This window comes from Arthrobacter oryzae (assembly GCF_003634095.1).
Lineage (GTDB): Bacteria > Actinomycetota > Actinomycetes > Actinomycetales > Micrococcaceae > Arthrobacter > Arthrobacter oryzae.
In genome coordinates this window covers 111,560-130,902 of record NZ_RBIR01000005.1, presented here as the reverse complement: position 1 = coordinate 130,902, position 19,343 = coordinate 111,560, and the positions used below count along the sequence as shown (strand labels likewise).

The 19,343-nt window shown below is 70.0% G+C and carries 15 protein-coding genes; 9 read left to right on the top strand and 6 right to left on the bottom strand.

Going from position 1 to position 19,343, the window contains the following annotated elements:
* Positions 1–17: 17 nt before the first annotated feature.
* Both C8D78_RS12950 and C8D78_RS12945 read left to right on the top strand, forming a co-directional pair.
* Positions 18–5,192, top strand: a complete 5,175-nt coding sequence (locus C8D78_RS12950; protein WP_120954286.1) for an Lhr family helicase — start codon at positions 18–20, stop codon at positions 5,190–5,192.
* Positions 5,185–6,048 (top strand): DNA-formamidopyrimidine glycosylase family protein, encoded by an 864-nt coding sequence (locus C8D78_RS12945; protein ID WP_120954285.1) that lies wholly within the window; start codon positions 5,185–5,187, stop codon positions 6,046–6,048. Before C8D78_RS12950 ends, C8D78_RS12945 begins: the two co-directional genes overlap by 8 nt.
* Positions 6,049–6,055: 7 nt before the next feature.
* Here the strand turns inward: C8D78_RS12945 and yczE are convergent, their stop codons facing one another.
* Positions 6,056–6,688, bottom strand: a complete 633-nt coding sequence (gene yczE / locus C8D78_RS12940) for a membrane protein YczE (RefSeq protein ID WP_120954403.1) — start codon at positions 6,686–6,688, stop codon at positions 6,056–6,058.
* Positions 6,689–6,749: 61 nt separating this feature from the next.
* Here yczE and yczR point away from each other — a divergent pair, with 61 nt between their 5' ends.
* Positions 6,750–8,318, top strand: a complete 1,569-nt coding sequence (yczR, locus tag C8D78_RS12935) for a MocR-like transcription factor YczR (protein ID WP_120954284.1) — start codon at positions 6,750–6,752, stop codon at positions 8,316–8,318.
* A gap of 119 nt (positions 8,319–8,437) precedes the next feature.
* On the opposite strand, the gene C8D78_RS12930 is transcribed toward yczR, so the two are convergent.
* Positions 8,438–9,130 (bottom strand): SRPBCC domain-containing protein, encoded by a 693-nt coding sequence (locus C8D78_RS12930; RefSeq protein WP_120954283.1) that lies wholly within the window; start codon positions 9,128–9,130, stop codon positions 8,438–8,440.
* Entirely contained in the window at positions 9,123–9,842 is a 720-nt protein-coding gene (locus C8D78_RS12925) for an ArsR/SmtB family transcription factor (protein WP_120954282.1), read from the bottom strand. Before C8D78_RS12925 ends, C8D78_RS12930 begins: the two co-directional genes overlap by 8 nt.
* Before the next feature lie 255 nt (positions 9,843–10,097).
* Between C8D78_RS12925 and C8D78_RS12920 the strand changes: the two genes are divergently transcribed.
* Both C8D78_RS12920 and C8D78_RS12915 read left to right on the top strand, forming a co-directional pair.
* Positions 10,098–11,105, top strand: coding sequence for an RluA family pseudouridine synthase (locus C8D78_RS12920; RefSeq protein ID WP_120954281.1), 1,008 nt, complete (start codon positions 10,098–10,100; stop codon positions 11,103–11,105).
* A 28-nt stretch (positions 11,106–11,133) separates the two neighbouring features.
* Positions 11,134–11,769 (top strand): DedA family protein, encoded by a 636-nt coding sequence (locus tag C8D78_RS12915; RefSeq protein WP_120954280.1) that lies wholly within the window; start codon positions 11,134–11,136, stop codon positions 11,767–11,769.
* Between the two features lie 12 nt (positions 11,770–11,781).
* Here C8D78_RS12915 and C8D78_RS12910 read toward each other — a convergent pair whose 3' ends face one another.
* The 3 genes from C8D78_RS12910 to C8D78_RS12900 all read right to left on the bottom strand — a co-directional run bounded on the left by C8D78_RS12910 (position 11,782) and on the right by C8D78_RS12900 (position 15,882).
* The gene (locus tag C8D78_RS12910; protein WP_120954279.1) at positions 11,782–12,087 is read right to left on the bottom strand and encodes a hypothetical protein; all 306 of its coding nucleotides are present in this window, start codon (positions 12,085–12,087) and stop codon (positions 11,782–11,784) included.
* A gap of 63 nt (positions 12,088–12,150) precedes the next feature.
* Positions 12,151–14,964: a phosphoenolpyruvate carboxylase gene (gene ppc / locus C8D78_RS12905; RefSeq protein ID WP_120954278.1), complete on the bottom strand. Its 2,814-nt coding sequence runs from the start codon at positions 14,962–14,964 to the stop codon at positions 12,151–12,153.
* A 237-nt stretch (positions 14,965–15,201) separates the two neighbouring features.
* On the bottom strand, positions 15,202–15,882 hold the full coding sequence (locus C8D78_RS12900; protein WP_120954277.1) for an NADPH-dependent F420 reductase: 681 nt from the start codon (positions 15,880–15,882) through the stop codon (positions 15,202–15,204).
* A 165-nt stretch (positions 15,883–16,047) separates the two neighbouring features.
* On the opposite strand from C8D78_RS12900, the gene C8D78_RS12895 reads away from it, so the two are divergent.
* From C8D78_RS12895 to C8D78_RS12880, 4 genes are all read left to right on the top strand, one after another.
* Complete coding sequence (locus C8D78_RS12895) at positions 16,048–17,064, top strand: aldo/keto reductase (RefSeq protein ID WP_120954276.1); 1,017 nt, start codon at positions 16,048–16,050, stop codon at positions 17,062–17,064.
* Positions 17,061–17,651, top strand: a complete 591-nt coding sequence (locus tag C8D78_RS12890; protein ID WP_120954275.1) for a TetR/AcrR family transcriptional regulator — start codon at positions 17,061–17,063, stop codon at positions 17,649–17,651. The genes C8D78_RS12895 and C8D78_RS12890 overlap by 4 nt, the downstream gene beginning before the upstream one ends.
* A gap of 115 nt (positions 17,652–17,766) precedes the next feature.
* A complete protein-coding gene (locus C8D78_RS12885; RefSeq protein ID WP_120954402.1) occupies positions 17,767–18,387 on the top strand; it encodes a TetR/AcrR family transcriptional regulator in 621 nt (206 codons plus the stop codon).
* Between the two features lie 79 nt (positions 18,388–18,466).
* Positions 18,467–19,339 (top strand): DUF1684 domain-containing protein, encoded by an 873-nt coding sequence (locus tag C8D78_RS12880; protein ID WP_120954274.1) that lies wholly within the window; start codon positions 18,467–18,469, stop codon positions 19,337–19,339.
* The last annotated feature ends 4 nt before the right edge of the window (positions 19,340–19,343 follow it).

Genomic DNA, 19,343 nt, shown 5'->3' with positions numbered 1-19,343 from the left:
TAGGGCATGATGGAGGAATGAAGGGGCAGGAGCTCGCTGGCGGCGCACAGCCGTCCGACGCCATGGGCCGGTTCAGCCGGCCGACCCGGGACTGGTTCCTGGGCGCATTCTCCGCGCCCACCCCGGCCCAGAACGGCGCCTGGAATGCCATCTCCTCCGGCTCGCACGCCCTGGTCGTCGCCCCCACCGGCTCCGGCAAGACCCTCGCCGCGTTCCTCTGGGCACTGGACCGGCTGCTCATCTCCGCTCCCGCCGAGCCTGAGCCCCTGCCGGGCGTGGACACCGCGGCCCAGGGCGGGCGCCGGGCGGCCACAAAAACGACAGTAAAGAGTAGAACGCCCAAGCGGAAGACCCGCGTACTGTACATCTCCCCGCTCAAGGCCCTCGGCGTCGACGTCGAACGCAACCTCCGCGCGCCGCTGATCGGCATCACCCAGACCGCCAAACGCCTGGACCTGCCCGCCCCGCTCATTACGGTGGGCGTCCGGTCCGGGGATACGACGGCGGCGGACCGCCGCTCGCTGCTCAGCCACCCGCCCGATATCCTCATCACCACCCCCGAATCCCTGTTCCTGATGCTGACGTCCAAGGCGCGCGAAACCCTCAGCGAGGTGGACACGGTCATTGTCGACGAGGTCCACGCCGTCGCCGGCACCAAGCGAGGTGCGCATCTGGCGGTGTCGCTGGAACGCCTTGACGCGCTACTGCCGAAACCCGCCCAGCGGATCGGGCTGTCCGCCACAGTGGAGCCGAAGGAGCTGGTGGCGCAGTTCCTTGCCGGATCGGCGCCGGTGGACATCGTGGCCCCTGCCTCCCGGAAGAACTGGGACCTGACGGTGTCCGTTCCGGTGGAGGACATGTCCGATCTCCAGGGCGCGGCGGGAGCCTTCGACTCCGGTCCTGCCTCGGGGCTGCAGCCGCAGGCATCCATCTGGCCTCATGTGGAGGAGAAGATCGTGGACCTGGTGCTGGCCAACCAGTCCACCATCGTGTTCGCGAACTCCCGTCGCCTCGCCGAACGGCTGACCGCCCGGCTCAACGAGATCTACGCCGAACGCCAGCTCATGGCCGAAGGCGGCGGCTGGACGGAGTTCGGCGCCGGGGCGGAGTTCGGCGCCGGGGCGCCGGACTTTGACGCCATGCCGAACGCCGTGACCGCCGCGGTACCGGCGGGGGTGCCGGACACGCCGCACAATCCGGCGCCGTCCGGTGCCGCCGCGCTGCCGACGTCCACGGCCACACCGGCGCACATGATGGCCCAGGCCGGCAGCACCGCCGGCGCCGATCCTGTGCTGGCCCGCGCGCACCACGGCTCCGTGTCCAAGGACCAGCGCGCCCTGATCGAGGACGATCTCAAATCCGGCCGGCTCCGCTGCGTCGTGGCCACGTCCTCGCTCGAGCTTGGCATCGACATGGGTGCCGTGGACCTCGTGGTGCAGGTCGAGTCACCGCCGTCGGTCGCCAGCGGGCTGCAGCGGGTGGGCCGCGCCGGCCACCAGGTCGGCGAAATCTCCCAGGGTGTCCTGTTTCCGAAGCACCGGGCAGACCTCGTCCACACGGCCATCACCGTGGAACGGATGCTGGACGGCAAGATCGAGCGGCTCAGCGTGCCGGCCAACCCGCTGGACATCCTGGCCCAGCAGACAGTCGCCGCCGCCGCCCTCGGGGCCATCGACGTGGAGGAATGGTTCGCCACCGTCCGCCGGTCCGCGCCCTTCGCCTCGCTCCCCCGCTCCGCGTTCGAGGCCACGCTGGACCTCTTGGCCGGACGCTACCCCTCGGATGAATTCGCGGAACTGCGGCCCCGGGTCATCTGGGACCGCAATGCCGGGACCATCGAGGGGCGCCCCGGTGCGCAGCGGCTCGCCGTCACCTCGGGCGGCACTATCCCGGACCGCGGGCTGTTCGGCGTCTACATCATCGGCAGCGAGGTCGAGGGCACCGGCGGGTCGGGTGCTGCGGGTTCGGGCGGCAGGGCGGCCAGCCCCGCCGCCGCGGCCGCCAAGGGCGGCCGGCGGGTGGGCGAACTCGACGAGGAAATGGTCTATGAATCCCGGGTGGGCGATATTTTTGCCCTCGGCGCCACTAGCTGGAAGATCGAGGACATCACGCACGACCGCGTCCTGGTCTCGCCGGCGTTCGGCCAGCCGGGCAAGCTCCCGTTCTGGAAGGGCGATTCGCTGGGCCGGCCCGTGGATCTGGGCCGCGCCCTCGGCGCTTTCATGCGCGAACTGGCGGCGTCCGACGTCGGGCCGGCCACCGAGCGCTGCAAAGCCAGCGGCCTGGACGATTACGCCGCGAACAACCTGATCCAGTACCTCGCCGAGCAGCGGCTCGCGACGGAGGTGGTCCCCAGCGACACGACGCTGGTGGTGGAACGCTTCCACGACGAGCTCGGCGACTGGCGCGTGGTGCTGCACAGCCCCTTCGGCATGCCGGTGCACGCACCCTGGGCCCTGGCCGTGGGCCAGCGCCTGCAGCAGCGCTACGGGATGGACGGCTCGGCCATGGCCGCCGACGACGGCATCGTGCTGCGGGTCCCCATGATGGAGGACGAGCCGCCGGGCGCGGAATTGTTCCTGTTCGACCCCGAGGAGCTGGAGCAGATCGTGACCGCGGAGGTCGGCGGCAGCGCCCTCTTCGCGTCCCGGTTCCGTGAATGCGCAGCCCGTGCCCTGCTGCTGCCGCGGCAGAACCCGGGCAAGCGCCAGCCGTTGTGGCAGCAGCGGCAGCGCTCGGCGCAGCTGCTCGATGTTGCCCGGAAGTACCCGACGTTCCCGATTGTCCTGGAGACGGTGCGCGAGTGCCTGCAGGATGTCTACGACCTTCCGGCGCTCAAGGACATCGCCGCGTCGGTGGAACGGCGTGAGCTCAGGATCGTGCAGACCACCACCCAGCAGCCCTCGCCGTTCGCGAAGTCCCTGCTCTTTGGCTACGTGGCCCAGTTCCTCTACGAAGGCGACTCCCCGCTGGCGGAGCGCCGGGCGGCGGCCCTGGCCCTGGATTCCACTCTGCTTAATGAGCTCCTGGGCCGGGTGGAGCTGCGCGAGTTGCTCGATGCGAAGGTCATCGACGCCACCGAGCGTGAACTGCAGCGGCTGGCACCGGACCGCCGGGTACGCGGAGTGGAGGGCGTCGCGGACCTCCTGCGGCTCCTGGGTCCGCTCACGCCGGAGGAGGTCGCCGCCCGGTTGGAGCCGGCCGGGGCCGCCGCCCAGAGCGAGTCCGCGGAAACCGCCGCGGCGGCCGGCGTTGGCCCGGCAACCGAGGCTCTTCCGACGCCTGGGGCCGCCGGAGCCGGGCTCGTCGAACCCACGGCGGCGGGCGGCGTCGCCCCGGCAACCGAGGCCGACGCCGCCGCCCACCTCGCCGCCCTGCTGCGCGCCAACCGGGCCATCAAGGTCAACATCGGCGGTTCCGAACGTTTCGCTGCCGTCGAGGACGCCGCCCGGCTCCGGGATGCCCTCGGCGTGCCGTTGCCCATGGGCGTGCCGCTGGCCTTTATTGAACCGGTCGCGGATCCGCTCGGTGACCTCGTCTCGCGCTATGCCCGCACGCACGGGCCGTTCACCGCCGCCGAGGCCGCGGCGCGGCTGGGACTCGGCGTCGCCGTCGTCGGCACGGCCCTGAAGCGGCTTGCCGCCGACGGCCGCGTGGTGGAAGGCGAGTTCCGTCCGCACGTTTCGCCGCCCGCAGTTGCGCCGGACGGCACGGCAACCGTACCGGCCGCCGTTCTGCCTCTGGCCAGTGTGAGCGAATGGTGCGATGCCGAGGTCCTCCGCAGGCTGCGCCGCCGCTCGCTCGCCGCGCTCCGCGCGGAAGTGGAACCCGTGGACGCCTCCGCCTACGGCCGGTTCCTTCCGGCCTGGCAGAATGTGCGAACGCCCGGCGGCCGCGGGCAGTCCGCGCTGCGCGGACTCGACGGCATCGTCACGGCCGTCGACCAGCTCTCCGGCGTGCCCATTCCCGCCTCCGCCTGGGAGCCTCTGGTTCTGGCCAGCAGGGTCTCCAACTACCAGCCGGCCATGCTGGACGAGCTCATGGCCGCCGGCGAAGTCCTCTGGTCCGGCGCCGGCTCGCTGCCCGGCAACGACGGCTGGGTCAGCCTCCACCTGGCCGATTCTGCCGAACTGACGCTGAACCCCGCCATCGACTTCGAACCCGGCGACGCGCAGCGGCGGCTCCTGGAGCACCTGCAGAACAACGGCGGCGGCTACTTCTTCCGGCAGCTGACCGAGGTTGCCGGCGGCATGGATTCGGTGCTGAGCGATCAGGACGTGGTGGCCGCGCTGTGGGATCTCGCCTGGGCGGGCCGGATCACCGGCGACACCTTTGCGCCCGTCAGGGCCCTGATCGCCGGCGGCCACACCGCGCACCGGCAGGTCGGGCGCGCCCCGCGGGCCAGGGCGCCCCGGCTGAGCCGGCTCGGCCGGGCGCACGGCACCGGCCTGCTTGGCTCGCCGGGCCTCACTGGCGGCCGGTACGGCTCCGTGACCGGCACTGCGCCGGTGCCCCCGCTCGCCGCGGGCCGCTGGTCCGCGCTCCCCGCCCCGGAACTGGACCCCACCATCCACGCCCGGGCCACGGCGGAACTCCTCCTGGACCGCTACGGCGTGGTCACCCGCGGCTCCGTCATGGCGGAGAACATCCTCGGCGGCTTCGGCCTCATGTACAAGGTGCTGGCCCGGCTGGAGGAGGCCGGGCGTTGCCGCCGCGGCTACTTCATTGAGCACCTCGGTGCGGCGCAGTTCGCCGTGCCGGCCACGGTGGACAGGCTGCGGTCCTACGTCGAGGACGCCCAGCTGGGCAAGCCCGAGCCGGTCGCGCTGGCCCTCGCCGCGACCGACCCGGCAAACCCCTACGGCGCGGCACTGCCGTGGCCGGCGTTGAACGTCGACGCCGGCACGGGCCACCGCCCGGGCCGGAAGGCCGGCGCCCTCGTGGTGCTGGTCGACGGCGCCCTGGTGTTGTATGTGGAGCGCGGCGGCAAGACCCTCCTCGCGTTCAGCGACGATACCGACGTCCTGGCCGCGGCCGGTGCGGCCCTGGTGGGTGTGGTGACCCGGGGCGCGGTGGACAAGCTGATCATGGAGAAGGTCAACGGCCACGGCATCCTGGACACCCCGGTGGCCGCCGCCCTTGCCCAGGCCGGGGCCTACTCCACTCCGAAGGGGTTGAGGATCCGTGCCTGAGGGTGATTCCGTCTTCCGCGCCGCGGCGCAGCTGCATGCCGCGTTGGCCGGGAAGGAACTGGTCTCGTCCGATTTCCGGGTCCCGCGTTTTGCCACCCTGAGGCTCGGGGGCTGGACCGTGGACGAGGTGGTGCCGCGCGGCAAACACCTGCTGATGCGTGTCCAGGGCCCGACGCCGAAGGACCGGCTGACCATCCATTCGCACCTGAAGATGGAGGGCAGCTGGCAGGTCTATCCCGCCGGTGGACGCTGGCGGAAGCCCGGGTTCACCGCCCGCTGCGTGCTGCGCACGGCCACAGCCGACGCCGTCGGGTTCTCCCTGGGCATCCTTGAGGTGGTCCGCACCGACCAGGAGGACTCAATCGTGGGGCATCTGGGCCCGGATCTGCTGGGACCGGACTGGGATGCCGCGGAGGCCGAGCGCCGCCTGCTCGCCGCCCCGGACGTCCCCATCGGCGTCGCCCTGCTGGACCAGAGCAAGCTGGCGGGAATCGGGAACATCTACCGCTGTGAGGCCTGCTTTCTTTCGGGCGTCCATCCCGCGTCGCCCGTCTCCGCCGTGCCCGATCTCCCCGCCCTGATCACCGACGCCCAGGTCCTGCTCTCGGCCAACCTCGGGCCCGGCCGCCGGACCACCGTGCTGAACGCGCGCGGCGTTCCGGTGGGCCGCACCGCCGGGCGTCCCGGCTACTGGGTCTACCGGCGCGAGCACCAGCCGTGCCTCAAATGCGGCACCCCCATCCGCCGCGGAGTCCTCGGCAAGGACACCGGCACAGGCACCTTCACGGAGGAACGGGACATCTACTATTGCCCCGCCTGCCAGCCTCTGCCGGCCCCCGCAACGGCGCCGGCGTAGGCCGCGATCAGGGAGCCGCGACGGCTGGATCGGCCGCCGCCACCGGGATCTCTGGCCGCTTCACTTCCGGCACGGTGAACCGCGGCAGCAACAGCTGCACCAGCGGGCCGATCGCCAGCGCGTACAGCACCGTGCCCACACCAACAGAACCGCCCAGCAGCCAGCCGGCCCCGAGGACCACCACTTCGATCCCGGTGCGGGAGGCCCGCACCGACCAGCCCGTCCGCCGGGCGAGTCCCGTCATGAGTCCGTCCCGGGCCCCGGGTCCGAGGCGGGCGCCGATGTAGCAGGCAGAGGCGATGCCGTTGAGCACGATGGCCCCCGCGAGCATTCCGATCTGGCCGCCAAGGTGAGAGAACTTCGGTATGAGGGCCAGTCCGACGTCCGCGAACACACCCACCAGCACGGCGTTGCACAGCGTGCCGACGCCGGGCCACTGCCGGAGCGGAATCCAAAAGAGCAGGACGAGGAAGCTGACGATCACCACCACCGTGCCGATGCTCAGCCCGGTCTTGACAGCGAGTCCCTGGTGGAAGACGTCCCAGGGATCCAGTCCCAGGCCGGCCCGGATGAACATTGCGAGCGAAACGCCGTACATGGCGAGGCCGATCAGGAGCTGGAGGAGTCTGCGGGTCAACATGGACTCCATCCTCCACGAAAACTGGCCTTGTAATCCATAGCCAGTTTGAAATACTGGCTACATGCCGATTTCTCTGACGCCCGGATCACTGGCCCGCCAGCTGGGCGAGTGGAACGTTGGTGCCGCCCCCGCCTACCGCGAGCTGGCCGACGTCGTCCGCCTGCTCATCCTCGACGGGCGCATTGCCCTGGACGTCGCCCTGCCGAGCGAGCGCTCCCTGGCCGCAAGCCTTGGAATCAGCCGCACGACGGTAACTGCGGCGTACGCTCTGCTGCGCGAGCAGGGCTTCCTCAGCAGCGGTCAGGGCAGCCGGAGCCGCAGCTGCATCCCGAGCCAGGGGTCTGGGCACGCCGGGGGCCGCGACAGTGCACTAAGGCAGAGCGGTGCCCCCGGGCTGGCCGTACCGGACGGGATCCTGGACCTGGCCTACGCCTCCCTCCCGGCCAGCGGCGAAGTGGTGCACCGGGCCTTTGCCGCGGCACTGACGGAACTGCCGGCGCTGTTGCCGGGCTTCGGCTATGACGCCCTGGGCGTCGGCCCGCTCCGCGAAGCCATCGCCGCCCGGTACACCGCGGCCGGGGTGCCCACGACGGCCCGGGAGATCCTTGTCACCTCCGGCGCGCAGCACGCGCTGAACATTGTGCTCCGCACCCTGGCCGGCCGGCCGGGCACCAAGGTGCTCGTGGAACATCCCAGCTACCCGAACGCCCTGGACGCGATCCGGGCCGCGGGGTGCCGGCCGGTCCCCGTGGCCATGCCCGCCCCAGGGCCGACGGGCACGGGCCGCACCGGCACAGCGGGCAACGGCACTGGTCACCACGGAATTGGCAACCACGGCGTTCCTCACCACGGCGCTGGCGGCTGGGACTTCGAGGCCATGGAATCAGCGCTACTGCAGCAGCGGCCCGCGATGGCCTATGTGGTGCCGGACTTCCACAACCCCACCGGGCGGCTGATGCCCGACGCCCAGCGGCGCCGCCTCGTGAAGGCTGCCGCCGCGTCGGGCACCGTGCTGGTGGTGGACGAGACCTTGCGGGAGCTGAATCTCGACGGCGCACACTCCACTCCCGTGGCCGCATTCAGCCCCGCGGTGGTCTCCCTCGGTTCGCTCAGTAAGTCGCACTGGGCAGGCCTGCGCACCGGCTGGATCCGCGCCAGCGAGCCCCTCATCCAGCGTTTCGCCGCCGCCCGCACCACCCTGGACCTCGGCGGACCCGTCGTGGAACAGCTCGCGGCGGCGCATCTGGTCACTGCCCTGACGGAGCCGCTCCCGGAGCGGCTCGCTGCGCTGCGCCGGAACCGCGGCACCCTGCTCGACTTACTGCATGAGCACCTGCCGGGCTGGGAACCGGAATACCCCGACGGCGGCCTGTCCGTCTGGTGCCGCCTCCCGGCACCGATCAGCACCGCCCTCGCCGTGCTGGCTCCCGACGTCGGTATCCGACTCGCCGCCGGGCCGCGGTTCGGCGTCGGCGGCGCGTTCGAGCAGTACCTGCGGCTGCCGTTCACCTTGCCGCCGGAGCAACTGGAAACGGCCGTGCTGGCATTGCGTTCGGCACAGGACCGGCTCGAGGCCGCGCCGCAGCTGAGGCGTAACCTGTCAGCCCCGCCTGCCGCAGCCATCGCCTAGGTGCCGACGCCCATATCTTCCCGCGCTGCGCAAATGCCCTGCCGACGCCTGTATCCGGGTGTCGGCAGGGCATCTGCGCCTCGCCAGGCAACATGCGCGTCGCGGGCCCGGGCATAGACCTAGGAGTAGACCTTCGCCAGGAACCCGGCCCAGGCCTTCGCCGTCGTCTCGGCATCGCCGACGCCGCTGAAGTCGTGCACGGTCATGCCCACCGGTGCCCCGAAGGCGTTCCGCCCGAAGAAGCGGAACATTGTGTCCGCCGTCCGAAGGCCTAGGAAGTTCTCGTTGGAGAAGTCGACCTCGGCCGTGAGATGCCCGACGCCGTCGAGGTCCAGCTCTACCGCGTCCCCCTGGGCCGAGCCTGCCACGCCGAGGGCTTTCCTGAGCCGGTCGAAGCCGTCCGGGGTTTGGGATGCGGCGGGTGCCTGAACGTCCGTGAAGACCACAGGCTTGCCGTCGAAGTGCTGCAGGTACTGGCCCAGAGTGTGCAGATAGAAGGCCGTGTGCTTGCTGGCGCCGTCGTACTGCTCCTCCCAGTTGTCCGCGAAGATGCCGCTGTGGACATAGTGCAGCCGGGCCCGGCCGCCGTCGAGGGGTTCCAGGACGTGCTCGAGCTGGTTGAACCAGCCGTCCGGGCCGTCCATCCGGGACACCAGGTGGGAGGGGTATTCGTCCACAGTCCGGACCGCCGGCCATTGGTCCGTAGGGAACATCCAGGCCGGGGTGCCCTCGGTGACGGCCTCCCATACCCGTTCCGGGCTGCCGGGGAGTTCGGTGTCGTAGACGATCTCGAAATTCCGCTTGTCAGTCATTGTCCTGCTCCTTAGCGTGTGGGTTGGTAGTCTGCCGTCTTGCAGTGTCTGTATTGTCCGGGGCTCCGTGCGCCGCCTTGGGTACCGGCGCCTTCAGTGACGGGTGGAGCGCCACCACCAGTCGGTGCTTGCGTCCTGCAGGCGCGGATACTGCCGGGGAACCGGCCACAGATTCTGCCGGAAGCGCGCGGTCGCCGTCGTGGTACTTGTCCACGAGCCGGGTCACCGCGACGCCGAGCTCCTCGGCGAAGGCCGCCCGGTCCGCCGCGGACCGGAAGGTGATCTCGCCGTCGATGGCAAAGGTGGCGAGTTTCTGCCTGGCGGCGGCTGCCCCGGCGATTAGCTGGCCCATCTCCTGGACCATGCGCCCGGCGAGCGCCAGCAGCCAGAAGGCGGAGAAGCGGTCGGAGAACCGGTGCGGGTCCGGGGCCACGGACGCCAGCGCCGACGGCGAAATCAGGTATGAGGCCGCCGTCGCCCGCAGGATGCGTTCGGTGACGTTGCCGCGCCTCCGCTCCTCGACGAGCTCGACGAGCCCATGCCGCTCAAGGGTCTTGAGGTGGTAGTTCACCTTCTGCCGCGGCAGGCCCACCTTCGCGGCGAGCTGCGTTGCTGAGCCGGGCTCGACCAGTTCGCGCAAGATCCGGGTACGGATCGGGTCCAGCGAAGCCTCCGCTGCGGCCGGGTCCTCGATCACTTCGATGTCCAACATGCATCCAGCTTGTCTACCGACAACTTTAATTGTCAAGAACTTTTTTATCGTCGGTATCGATGGGTGACCCCGAGTTCGCCGGACACGTGCGAGCTCGCGGTGACCTTACGGCGAACTCGCACGCCTCCCGCGAACTGGGCGGCATGGGCGGCGAGGGGCAGGGCGCGCGAACTGGGCGACATGGGCGGTGAGGGGCGGGGCGGAGCGGACGGAGGCACGTCGGGACGGGGGCCGGGCACGTAGAATGGAACCGTGATGCAATCCCCCCTCCCCGTGCGCGACGGCGTCAATGCAACCCGCCTGCGCCTGCCGGATGCGGGGCCTTGGGACACGGCGATGGACTACATGATGCACCGCTGGGGGCATATCGATCCGCAGGGCATCGAGGACCGGTTCGACGCCGGCGAGATCCGCGGCGAGGCCGGGGTGGTCCTCGACCGGACCACTCCGCTGCGGGACCACACCTTCATCTGGTACTACCGCACCCTCCCGCCGGAGACCCGCATCCCGGTAGAGCTGAACATCCTGCACCAGGACGATCACCTGCTGGTGGTGGACAAGCCGCACTTCCTGCCCACCACGCCCGGCGGGACATACATCCAGGAATCCGCGCTGGTCCGGCTCCGGAACCAACTCGGACTGCCGGACCTGATTCCCATGCACCGCCTGGACCGTATGACCGCCGGCATCCTGCTGCTCTCCACCAACCCCGAGACCCGGGGCAAGTATCAGGTGCTCTTCGAAAAGCGACAAGTTCAAAAGGAATACGAGTGCGTCGCGGCCGCGGAGCCCGCCCCGGGCAATCCCGCGGTGGACTTCCCGGTAGTGGTGCGGAACCGGATGACCAAGTCCCGCAGCTACCTGCTCGCCGAGGTGATCGACGGCGAACCCAACGCGGAAACCCGGATCGAGCGGCTGCGGATGTTGGGCGCGGCCGGCGAAACGGATCCTGGCCGCAGCGACAGCCGACCCGACGGCGCACCCGACGGCGCACCCAACAGCCGACCCGACGGCGGACCCGGGCGCCGCGCGCTGTACCGGCTGGAGCCGCACTCGGGCAAAACCCACCAGCTCCGCGTGCACATGGCCTCGCTGGGGCTGGGGATCGTCAACGATGCGTTCTACCCGGAACTGCTGGACAAGGCCCCGGACGACTACACCAAACCGCTGCAGCTCCTGGCCCGCGCCATCCGGTTCGTCGACCCCATCTCGGGGAGCCCGGTAGAGTACCGCAGCGGACTGAACCTGAGCGAAGCCCGATAACTGGCTGGAAGTGCGGTACCTTGTGCCCATGGACTTGGGAAATGCGGACAGCTGGGGCGCCGCGATCTATTTCTGGATCTTCCCCTTCGTGGTCGGCGACGCCATCTTCCCGCCCGTCCCCTCAGAAATGCTCGTCATCACCGGCGGCGCGCTCTCCGCGGAGGGCCGCATCAACGGCCTCCTCGTGGTGCTCCTCGCCGCCGCGGCCTCATGGCTTGGCGATATCCTCGTCTTCCAGCTCTTCAAACGGCGGCTGAGCCACGTGCTCGACCGTTGGAAATGGGGCCAGCGGTTCCACGCGGCCGTGCACTCGGCCATCGCGAAGGCAGGCCGGTCCTCCACCTACGGCGCGATCATCGGCCTCCGCTTTATCCCGGGAGGGCGGCTGGCGACGACGGCCGCGGCGGGGATTGCGAACGTCTCGACGCGCGGATTCAGCCTCTGCGCGGCCCTCGGCGGCCTGCTCTGGGCAAGCTGGTCCGTGGCGCTGGGGTACTTCATGGGCTCCGCCACCGGGCTCCCGTTCTGGGCAAGTTCCCTGCTCGGGGTCGGCGTCGGGCTGATGATCGGCGCAATCGTCGGCGTGATCGTGACCCGGCGGCGGGGCAGCCGCTCGCCCGTGGATCCCGCCGCGGGCAATCTGGACGAGGAACTGGACTTCTAGACGCTCGGCTTCCTAGACGGGAGCCCAGCGGCCGCGGCTGCGGCGCAGCACCGTCAGCGACCCGGTAAGCGCAACGCGTTCGACGGCGTCGCGCATCATGGCTGCCGATTCGAGCGCCTGCTTGTTTTCGGCCGGGTAGGCGGTGGCATCGACCAGGAAACGGAGGTTCAGCTGCGGGACGCCGCCGGCGAGCTCAAGCTGGTGCGATTCGACGTGGTGCCGCGTCCCGAGCGCCTCGATGGCGGCGGCCATGACCGCTTCCGGCGGGGTGCCCGGCTTGAGCCCGGTGATCTTAAGTCTGGTCTGGAACGACGGCATGGAACAACCCTAGCCGCACCGCGGCGCCCGCCCGCAGATCCCGCGGCGGGCAGGGGCCGGAGGCTACCCCGTGTTGCGCAGCCCGGCGGCGACGCCGTTGACCGTGATGAGCATGGCGCGCTGCAGGCGCTCGTCGATCTCGGCGCCGGAGATGCTTGCCCCCGCCTCGGCCCGGACGCGGCGCAGCAGTTCCACCTGCAGGTAGCTGATCGGGTCCAGGTACTGGTCCCGGATCTCCAGGGAGCGCTTCAATGTGGGCTGGGCGTCGAGGATGACGTGCTCGCCGGTGAGGTTCTGGATTTCCGCAACGGTGAGTTCATACTCGGCCCGGATGGCGCGGAACAGGTGGTGCAGTTCCTCCGGTACCAGGGTGGAGACGTAGTAACCGGCAATGTCCATGTCCGTCTTGGCCAGGGTCATCTCGACATTGGAGAGCACGGACCGGAAGAAGTGCCAGCCCTCGATCATCTCCTTGAGCTGGGCCGAGTTTCCGGCTTCTCGCGCGGCCTTGAGGCCGGAGCCCACACCGAACCAGCCCGGCACGATCTGGCGCGACTGGGTCCAGCCGAACACCCACGGGATGGCCCGCAGTCCTTCAAGTCCGGCGCCGGAATCGGGGCGCTTGGACGGACGGGACCCGATGTTCAGGGATCCCAACTGCTCCACCGGGGTGGAGGCCATGAAGTAGGCGGGCAGGTCGGGGTCCTCGATCAGCATGCGGTAGCGGGCGAAGGCGGCGTCGGAGACGGTTTCCATGACGTGCCCGTAGCGTACGCGCTGATCCTCCGAGGTGCGCGGCGTGCGGTGCAGCGCCGAGCCCTGCAGCACCGCCGCGAGCGAGAGCTCGAGGTTTTCGCGGGCCAGCTCGGGCAGGGAGTACTTGTCCGAGATGACCTCGCCCTGCTCCGTGAACTTGATCTCGCCTTCGAGCACGCCGTTGGGCTGGGCCATGATGGCGTCGTAGGTTGGTCCGCCGCCGCGGCCCACGGAGCCGCCGCGGCCGTGGAAGAGGCGCACCCGGACGCCGTGCTTGAAGGCCACGTCCCGGAGCTTGCGCTGGGTCTTGTAGATTTCCCACTGGCTGGTCATGACGCCGGATTCCTTGTTGGAGTCCGAGTATCCGAGCATGATCTCCTGCACGTCGCCGCGCAGCCGCACCAGTTCGCGGTACGACGCATCGGAAAGCAGCCGGTCCACGATCTCGGCCGAGGCGCGGAGCTCGTCCACGGTCTCCAGCAGCGGCGCGAAGCCGATCTTCGCGTAGGGCGCCTCGCCGAAGAGGCTGACCAGGCCGGCCTCGCGGGCCAGCACGGCCGCGGCCAGGACGTCGTCCGCGCCGCGGGTCATGGAGATGATGTAGGTCTCGATCACGTCGGGGCCGTAGGTGCGCAGGGCGCGCCGGATCTCCCGGAAGACGTCGTAGGTGCCGTCGGCGACGCCGTCGAGCTTGATCGGGTGGCCCGAGAGGGGGCGGCGGGAGGCGAGCTCGGAGCCGAGCACCTCCAGCCGCTCGGCGCGGCTGAGCTCGGCGTACCGGACGCCGGGGCCGCCGAGCCGGTCCATGAGCTGCCCGACGGCGTCATGGTGGTGGTCGGCGTGCTCGCGGATGTCGAGGGTGGCCAGGTGCAGGCCGAAGGAGGCGATGGCGCGGCGGACCCGGGACAGGGCGCCGTCGGCGGCAAGGGCTGCGTGGTGGTTCCGCAGGGACCGTTCCAGCAGGCCTAGCTCGGCCAGGAGGTCCGCGGTGGCCGTGTAGTCGCGGCCGGGCTCGTGCGCGGACCCGGCCGCGACCCGGCGGGCGGTGTTGATGAGCTTGGCCTTGATGCAGGTGAGTTTGAGCCGGTACGGCTCCTGCGCGTTCAGCTCGAGGACGCGGCGGTCCAGGCCCGGCAGGTTCCCCAGGTCGACGTCGATCGAGTCCAGCAGGTCCTGGTCGGCCCCGGCCAGCGCGGTCGAGTTGGAGAGGATGGAGATGAGTCCGTCGATCAGGCCGATGCTGATCCGCACAGCGTGCTGGTTCTGGATCTGCAGGATCTCGCGGGTGACGGCGGCGGTGACGTTCGGATTGCCGTCCCGGTCGCCGCCGATCCAGGAGCCGAAGCGGATCGGCGCCTTCTCGGCAGGCAGCGTGACACCGTGCTCGGCAAGCAGTTCGGACAGGTCCGAGAGCATTTCCGGCATGGCATCGCTGAGGATGCCGGTGAGGTAATAGATGGCATTCCGGGCCTCGTCCACGGGGGTGGGACGGACCTGGCGGAGCTCATCCGTCTGCCACATCTGGTCAATCACTTCGGACAGGTGGCGGTCCTGGCGGCGGCGCGCGGAGGTGCCTTCCGCCGTGGACTCGGAGAGGATGTCCGAGAGGCGGCGGATCTTGTCCAGCACGGAACGGCGGGAGGCCTCGGTGGGGTGGGCGGTGAAGATGGGACGGACGTCGAGCTCGTTGACGACTTCCTGCAGCACGGAGTTGCCGGCCTGGTCCGCGATCTCCTCCACGGCTTTGGCGAGCCAGCCATCCTTTTCCTGCCGGGAGCGCAGCCCGCGGACCCGGTGGACCTGTTCTGCGGCGTTCGCCAGGTGGAAGTAAAACGCGAAGGCGCGGACCAGGTCCGTGGCCTGTTCAAGGGGCAGGGAGCCGAGCAGTTCGCGGACCTGGGCGACGACGTCGTACGAGCTCCACGGCCCGGTGGCGTCGGCCCCGCCCCGGGCGGCCTCCTTGGACTCTTTGGTCAGCAGGCGCACCTGCTCGACGAGGTCCAGGAGCTCGGGCCCGTGCTGGCGGACCAGGGATTCGCCGAGGAGGGTGGAGACGCGGCGGACATCAGCCCGGAGTTCGGCGGCAAGATCGGTATCGGAATGCATTGCAGTGTCAGCCATGGAAACTATCTTTCGAGGGTTCGACTTGGCTCGTACACTGCGCTGGATACTGTGAGCCCGATTACTTCTTCCCATGGGATGTTACCCGCAGGCTCTCCGCGCTGGAATTCCGTCTCAGATAGTGTCGCGCGCTCCGGTGCCGCTCCCGGCGCCGGACCCGGGCTCCCTACCGGTTCGCAGGTGGGGCCGTGTGGGCGGCCAGAACGGCCCCACCTGCGAGTTCGTCGGGTGGAGGATCTACCGCGCGATCTTGAAGTTGAACGCGCCGGTGCCCAGCGCGCCCCAGATCCGCAGCCAGATCGGCATGAGCATTTCCGCGCCGCGGGCACTGGTGATGTCGCCGAGGTCGATCACGTCGCGGTGGCCGAAGCCCTTGAGGAGGTCGGTCACAGCCGCTTTGGCGTCGGCGTCGTTCCCGGAGACGAAGACCGTGTGGTCACCACCGGCCACCCTCGCCGGATCCACCATGACGGAGGCATTCATGGTGTTGAGGGTTTTCACCACCCGGGCCTCGGGGAAGGTCCGCTGGATCTGCTCACCCAGGCTGTCCGTGTTCACCGGGTTCAGCGACGGCGGCATGCCCTGGGAGAAGTCCAGCGGATTGGAGATGTCCATGATGACCTTGCCGGCGACGTTTTCGGTGCCCGCGGCGGTGAGAGCGGCCAGGGAGCCGGCGCCGTTGGTGGCGTTGACGATCAGCTCGACGCCGGCCGCGGCGTCGGCGAAGGGGGCGAGGCTGATTCCGGGGTTGGCGGCGTGCCACTGGGCGAACGGCGCGGCGCCCATCATGTCCGGCTCGGTCCGGGCCAGCGTCGCCTGCGGGTCGCGGGTGCCGATCACGACGTCGTGCCCCAGACCCGCCAGTGCGCCGGCGATCGTGCGCCCCACCATACCGGTTCCCAATACTGCAATCTTCATGGTGTCCTCATTCCAAATCTGCGGAGTAGACAGGTTCGTCTACGTGTTGGCATGACGCTATCAGACAGACCTGTCTACGGCAACAGGAATCCCCGCCCATCCGCGCGGCGGGCGATCAGCTGACAAAGTTTGAAATCTGTCAGCTGATTGTCGTACAGTCTTTTCATGACTACTTCCACCCTTGGCACCACCCGCACACTGGGCTCCACGGGCCCCAGCGCCGCCCCCATCGGCCTCGGCCTGATGGGCATGTCCGATCTTTACGGTCCGGCCGACGACGCCGAGAGTATCGCCACCATCCAGGCCGCCCTCGACGCCGGCGTGACCCTGCTGGACACCGGCGACTTCTACGGCATGGGCCACAACGAGATGCTGCTGCGCGACGCGATCCGGGGCCGCCGGCGCGAGAACGCCCAGATCAGCGTGAAGTTCGGCGTCCTGCGCGACGCCCGGGGAGGCTGGAACGGCGTGGATACGCGGCCCGCCGCCATCAAGAACTTCCTGGCCTATAGCCTGCGGCGCCTGGGCACGGACTACGTCGATATCTACCGGCCCGCCCGCCTGGACCCTGCCGTCCCGGTGGAAGAAACCATGGGCGCACTGGCCGAGCTCGTGCAGCAGGGTCTCATCAGGCACATCGGCCTCTCCGAGGTCGGCGCCGACACCCTGCGCCGCGCCAACGCCGTCCATCCGGTCTCCGACCTCCAGATCGAATACTCCGTGGTGTCCCGGGGCATCGAGGAGGAAATCCTGCCGACGGCCCGCGAGCTCGGCATCGGCATCACCGCGTACGGGGTGCTGTCCCGGGGCCTGGTGTCCGGTCACTGGCCCGCGGCCGGGACCGGGAACCGGCGGGACTTCCGGGCCTACCTGCCCCGCTTCTCCGGCGAGAACCTGCAGCGCAACCTCGAACTTGTCGAACGGCTGCGGGGTATCGCGGACCGTAAGGGCGCGACCGTCGCGCAGCTCGCCATTGCCTGGGTCCTGTCCCGGGGCGAGGACATCGTCCCCCTTGTGGGCGCCCGCCGCCGCGAGCGGCTCACCGAATCGCTGGGAGCAGCCGGCGTGGTTCTCACCGCTGAGGACCTTGCGGAGATCGAGTCCGCCGTCCCTGCCGGGGCCGCCGCAGGCACGCGCTACGACGCCGGCCAGATGGCGATGCTCGACAGCGAACGCCGATGACCCCTGCCGCCGTCCTGACGGAGGAGCGCATCCTCGACGCCGCCGAGGACGTGCTGCGGCGGTTCGGGCCCGCCAAGGCCACCGTGGTGGACGTCGCGAAAGCCCTCGGCGTCAGCCACGGCAGCGTGTACCGCCACTTCCCCACAAAGGTGGCGCTCCGGGACGCGGTGGCCCGGCGCTGGCTGGACCGCCTCGCCGGCCCGCTGGATCCGGCCCGGGACACGGAGGGCCCGGCCGCCGAGCGCCTCCTCCGCTGGCTGGAACGCCTCGCGGCCATCAAACAGGGCATGGCACTGAGCGATCCCGAGCTGTTTGCCACCTTCAGCCAGCTGACCGCCGAGGCGAGGGAAGTGGTCGATGCCCACGTCGCCCGTCTGGCCGCGCAACTCACTGAGATCATCGCCGACGGCGTCGGCACCGGCGAGTTCGCCGTCGAGGATCCCTCGACGGCGGGCCTGGCCGTCCTGCACGCGACCGCACGGTTCCATCACCCGCTGCATGCCGCGGAATGGGCGGATCCGGCCATCGGCTCCGAGCTGCGGGAGGTCTGGCGGCTGCTCGCGCAGGGCCTGGCCGCACGACCGTAACCGCCCGGCGTGACCCCGCGCCCGTGCCCCCTGCGGGCCGGGGCGCGGGGGTCCTGACCGCGGCCCGAATGCCACATGCCCGACATAGACAGACTTGTCTGTGTACGATGGTGTCATGACTTTGCCAGCAGCCACCGCACCGCCGGCTGTCCGCACCCCTGCCGGGCACGCCAAGGAGAAGATCCTGGCTACGGCTTTCCGGCTCTTTTACGCGCACGGCTTCCGTGCCGCCGGAATCGACACCATCATCGCCGAGTCCGGCGTCGCGAAGGCCACCTTCTACAAGTACTTTCCGGCCAAGGACGACCTCATCCTGGCGTACCTGGAAAAGGTCGACGGCGTCTGGTCCGGGCAGCTGCACGACGCCGCCGAGGCAGCCGGCGAAGACCCCGCCGCGCAGCTCGTGGGCCTGTTCGATGCCCTGACCACCGCCTGCCGGCGCGACGGGTACCGCGGCTGCGCCTTCATCAACGCCGCCGCCGAGTCGGCCGCAGGCACCCGGGTCCACGACCGGACCGTGGCCCACAAACAGCAGATCCGCGCCTGGATCCGGGACCTCGCCGCCCGCGCCGGCGCGCCGGACCCGGATCAGCTCGCCCGCAGCCTGACCCTGCTGCTCGACGGCGGCCTGGCCAGCGGGGTCCTGGACGGTGACCCGGACACAGCTGCCGCGGCCGGCGCCACGGCAGCCCAACTGGTGAACATCAGCCTCGGAACCCCGCCCGCCCCCAACTGACCCGCCGCAGGGACCGTTTTGAGCGCTCAAAACGGTCCCAGCCACGAGCCAGTTGATCTGATACCCCTTGGAGGTGCCCATGACCGCTCCTGAATCCGGGACCGGATCGAGCCCCGCAACTCATTCGGTGACGGACCCGCAGCTGGCCCGCTGGCAGCGTTTCCGGAACAGCCGCAATACGGCCCTGGCCAGCGATCACGGCTGGCTGACGCTGACCTCCTTCCAGTGGCTGGAGGACCGGCCGGCGGGCGTTGAGCTCGCCCCGGGACTCTGGTCCACCGACGGCACGGCGGCGTTCCTCACCGCGGCGGCATCCGACGGCCTGACCCTCGTGGAAACCGGAGAACCCGTGGACGGGACTCTCGGCGCCGTGCTCGCCGACGAGGAATCCCTGATGTGGGTGCAGTACGGCGGCGACGACGGCCGCCAGGTGGTGGTGGAGCTCGCCATGCGGGCGGGCAAGTACGCCATCCGCACCCGGGACGCCCGGTCACCGGTCTTCACCGGGTTCGACGGCGTGCCCACCTTCGACTTCCGCCCGGACCTGGTGGTCGAGGCCCGCTTCCTGCCCTTTGCCGAGCCCGTGGACGTGCCGATCGGCACGGCCAACCCGCTCGTGGACGGCGTCCACCGCTCGGTCGGCGAGCTCGTCTTCCGCCTTCCGGGCTCTGACCACGAGTTCCGCCTGCAGGCCGAGGAGGAGAAGCTCGGCGCCCTGACCGTGACGTTCCACGATGAGACCAACGGGGAAAGTACCGACGAGTGGCGCAAGGTCTCCACCGCCCGGCCACGGGTCGATGCTGCCGGAAACCGCACGGTGATCCTGGATTTCAACCGGGCCATCAACTACCCCAGCGCCTTCACCCCGTACGGCACCTGCCCCATGCCGGTGAAGAACAACAGCCTCGACTACCGGATCGAGGCCGGCGAGAAGGAGCCAGGGGTTTTCTAACGGT

Excerpts from the sequence above, each read along its gene's own strand:
- C8D78_RS12950 (WP_120954286.1), top strand. The coding sequence starts at position 18 with ATGAAGGGGCAGGAGCTCGCTGGCGGCGCACAGCCGTCCGACGCCATG.
- yczE (WP_120954403.1), bottom strand. The coding sequence starts at position 6,688 with ATGTTGACCCGCAGACTCCTCCAGCTCCTGATCGGCCTCGCCATGTAC.
- yczR (WP_120954284.1), top strand. The coding sequence starts at position 6,750 with ATGCCGATTTCTCTGACGCCCGGATCACTGGCCCGCCAGCTGGGCGAG.
- C8D78_RS12930 (WP_120954283.1), bottom strand. The coding sequence starts at position 9,130 with ATGACTGACAAGCGGAATTTCGAGATCGTCTACGACACCGAACTCCCC.
- C8D78_RS12925 (WP_120954282.1), bottom strand. The coding sequence starts at position 9,842 with ATGTTGGACATCGAAGTGATCGAGGACCCGGCCGCAGCGGAGGCTTCG.
- C8D78_RS12920 (WP_120954281.1), top strand. The coding sequence starts at position 10,098 with ATGCAATCCCCCCTCCCCGTGCGCGACGGCGTCAATGCAACCCGCCTG.
- C8D78_RS12915 (WP_120954280.1), top strand. The coding sequence starts at position 11,134 with ATGGACTTGGGAAATGCGGACAGCTGGGGCGCCGCGATCTATTTCTGG.
- C8D78_RS12910 (WP_120954279.1), bottom strand. The coding sequence starts at position 12,087 with ATGCCGTCGTTCCAGACCAGACTTAAGATCACCGGGCTCAAGCCGGGC.
- ppc (WP_120954278.1), bottom strand. The coding sequence starts at position 14,964 with ATGGCTGACACTGCAATGCATTCCGATACCGATCTTGCCGCCGAACTC.
- C8D78_RS12900 (WP_120954277.1), bottom strand. The coding sequence starts at position 15,882 with ATGAAGATTGCAGTATTGGGAACCGGTATGGTGGGGCGCACGATCGCC.
- C8D78_RS12895 (WP_120954276.1), top strand. The coding sequence starts at position 16,048 with ATGACTACTTCCACCCTTGGCACCACCCGCACACTGGGCTCCACGGGC.
- C8D78_RS12890 (WP_120954275.1), top strand. The coding sequence starts at position 17,061 with ATGACCCCTGCCGCCGTCCTGACGGAGGAGCGCATCCTCGACGCCGCC.
- C8D78_RS12885 (WP_120954402.1), top strand. The coding sequence starts at position 17,767 with ATGACTTTGCCAGCAGCCACCGCACCGCCGGCTGTCCGCACCCCTGCC.
- C8D78_RS12880 (WP_120954274.1), top strand. The coding sequence starts at position 18,467 with ATGACCGCTCCTGAATCCGGGACCGGATCGAGCCCCGCAACTCATTCG.